The sequence below is a fragment of the Streptomyces sp. 150FB genome, assembly GCF_000818195.1.
GTDB lineage: Bacteria > Actinomycetota > Actinomycetes > Streptomycetales > Streptomycetaceae > Streptomyces.
Genome location: NZ_JTHL01000001.1, coordinates 41,540 through 44,589, shown reverse-complemented (window position 1 = coordinate 44,589; position 3,050 = coordinate 41,540). Strand labels below are relative to the sequence as shown.

The window sequence follows — 3,050 nt, the reverse complement described above, 5'->3', positions numbered from 1 at the left end:
CCGCCGCAGGCGTGGCGGGTGTGATCAAGACGGTGCTGGCGCTGCGGCACGGTGTGCTGCCGCGGACCTTGCACGTGGAGCGTCCCTCCCGGCACGTGGACTGGTCGTCGGGCGCGGTGGAACTGCTGACGGAGCAGCGCCGGTGGCCGGAGACCGGCCGTCCCCGCCGGGCCGCGGTGTCGTCGTTCGGGATCAGCGGCACCAACGCGCATGTGATCATCGAGCAGGGTCCCGGAGACTCCCGACCGGCGCTGGAAGCCGGGGCGTTGGCGAACGCCTCGCTCCCCGTACCGGTCCTCGTGTCAGCCAGGACCAGGGCCGCGCTGGTCGACCAGGCCGCGCGGCTGCGGGACCACCTTTCGTCCCACGCGGACCTGCGCCCGCTCGACGTCGGCCGGTCGCTGGCCACCTCGCGCACGCGGTTCGAGCACCGGGCCGCCGTCGTGGCCACCGACCGCGCCGACCTGCTGGCCGGACTCGACGCGCTGGTCCAGGACGCACCGAAGGCACCGCGCTCGGTGGCGGGGACGGCACGGGCGACCGGCGGCCGCGTGGTCTTCGTCTTCCCCGGCCAGGGCTCGCAGTGGGCCGGCATGGCCGTGGAACTGCTCGACGCGGAGCCGGTGTTCGCCGAGCGGCTGCGGTCCTGCGCCGCGGCGCTCGTGGAGTTCGCCAACTGGGACCTGGAGGGCGTGCTGCGGCAGGCCGCGGACGCCCCGACCCTGGAGCGGGTCGACGTGGTCCAGCCCGTCTCCTGGGCGGTCATGGTGTCGCTCGCGGCGCTGTGGCGCTCGTACGGCGTCGAACCGTCCGCCGTCGTGGGCCACTCCCAGGGCGAGATCGCGGCCGCCTGCGTGGCCGGCGCCCTGTCGCTGCGCGACGCGGCCCGCGTGGTCGCGCTCCGCTCCCGGGCCATCGCGCGGGACCTGGCCGGGCACGGCGCGATGATGTCCGTGGCGCTGCCCGCGGCACAGGCCGAGTCCCGCCTTGAGCGCTGGGAGGACCGGCTCGCGGTGGCCGCGCTGAACGGCCCTACCGCCACCGTGGTGGCCGGCGACCCCGAGGCGCTCGACGAACTGCACGCCGCCTGCCGGGCGGAGGGCGTGCGGGCGCGCATGGTCCCGGTGGACTACGCCTCGCACACCTCCCACGTGGAGCGCATCGAGGAGCAACTGGCCACGGATCTGGCGGACTTGAGCCCCGGGCCCGCCCAGGTTCCCTTCTACTCGACCGTGGAGGGCGACTGGCTGGGCGAGGGCCTGGCGGACGCCGGATACTGGTACCGCAACCTGCGCCAGACCGTGCACTTCCACTCCGCCGTGGCCGCCCTCGCCGAGCAGGGCCACGACACGTTCATCGAGGTCAGCCCCCACCCGGTGCTCACCATGAGCATCCAGGAGATCCTGGAGAGCGGCGGCGCGGCGCCGGCCGCAGCGGTCTGCGGATCGCTGCGCCGCGACGAGGGCGGCCCCGTCCGGTTCCTGGCCTCGGTCGCCGAGGTCTGGACGCGCGGCGTCGGCGTCGACTGGGAGCGGCTGTTCGCCGCCGGGCGCCGGGCCGACCTGCCGACGTACGCCTTCCAGCGCACGCGCCACTGGCTCGACGCCACGGCCGACCAGCCGCTCCTCGGGAACGCCGTGGAACTCGCCGAGGGCGCGGGTACCGTCCTGACGGAGCGCCTCTCGCTGAGGTCGCGGCCCTGGCTGACCGACCACCGTGTGCTCGGCAGGGCCGTGGTCCCCGGCACCGCCCTGCTCGACATGGTGCTGCGTGTCGGCGACACCGTCGACGAACTGACGCTGCACACACCGCTGGTGGTGCCGGAGCGCGACGAGGTCGAGGTCCAGTTGACGGCGGCGGCGCCGGACGACGCGGGCCGGCGGGCGGTCCGCATCCACGGCCGCGTCCTCGGCGCCGCCGACGAGGCCTGGCAGCTCCACGCCACGGGTGTGGTCCGCGCCGCCGCCGGGACCGCGGACGCGGGTGTCGTGACGCAGGCATGGCCGCCGCCCGACGCCACACCGCAGGACCGCACGGCCTGGTACGACGAACTCGCCGGGCGCGGCCTGGAGTACGGCCCCGCCTTCCGCAACCTGGAGCACGTCTGGAGGAACGGCGACGACCTGCTCGCCGAGGTGGCGCTGCGCGACGAGCCGGGGCCGTTCGGCGTGCACCCGGCGCTCCTCGACGCGGTGCTGCACCCGCTGGTCCTGGAACAGCCCGGCACGATGGTGCCGTTCTCCTGGGCCGGTGTCCGCCTCGCGCGCAGGGGCGCATCCCGGCTGCGGGTGCGGATCTCGCTGCTGGGCGAGGGCAGGGCCGCCCTGGACGTCGCCGACGACAGCGGGGTCGAGGTGCTCCGCGTCGACTCGCTCACCCTGCGGCCCCTGGACGCCCGGCGCACCGATCCCAAGCTCTTCCAGGTGGAGTGGCGTGAGGCCGCCGCGCCCGGCGCTGCGCGGCGCCCGGACCCCGCGACGGCGGTGCTGCCCGTCAGGCCGGGCGACGTGGACGTGCCCACGGCCGTCCACGAGACCGCCGAGTACGTGCTGCACCACGTACGCAAGTGGCTGGAGGAGAACGGCGAAGGCTCCTCACGCCTGACCGTCGTCACCCGGCGTGCGGTGGTCGTGGAGCCCGGCGCCGACGTCGACCTCGCGGCCGCGACCGTGTGGGGGCTGCTGCGGCCCACCCAGACCGAACACCCCGGCCGAATCGTGCTGGTGGACACCGACACTGACACCGAGACGGGATCGGACACGGGCACGGACACGGGCGCGGATTGCGCCGCCGGACCGGACGCCGAAGAGCTGGCCCGCGCGATGGCACTCGGTGAGCCCCAAGTCGCGCTGCGCAAAGGAAAGTTGTTCGTGCCCCGGCTCGCCCGCGGCTCCGTCCCCGCGCCCGACCCGGCCCGTCCGGTCATCGATCCCGCGGGCACCGTGCTGATCACCGGCGGAACCGGCGGGCTCGGCGCCGTCGTGGCCCGTCGCCTCGTGACCGGTCACGGTGTACGCCACCTGCTCCTCGTCAGCCGCAGCGGCCGGGCC

General features: G+C 75.3%; 1 protein-coding gene. It reads left to right on the top strand.

All coding sequences use genetic code 11. The features are described 5' to 3' along the window. A partial coding sequence (locus tag QR77_RS00070) for a type I polyketide synthase (RefSeq protein ID WP_040019092.1) occupies positions 1-3,050 on the top strand: 3,050 nt, incomplete at both ends.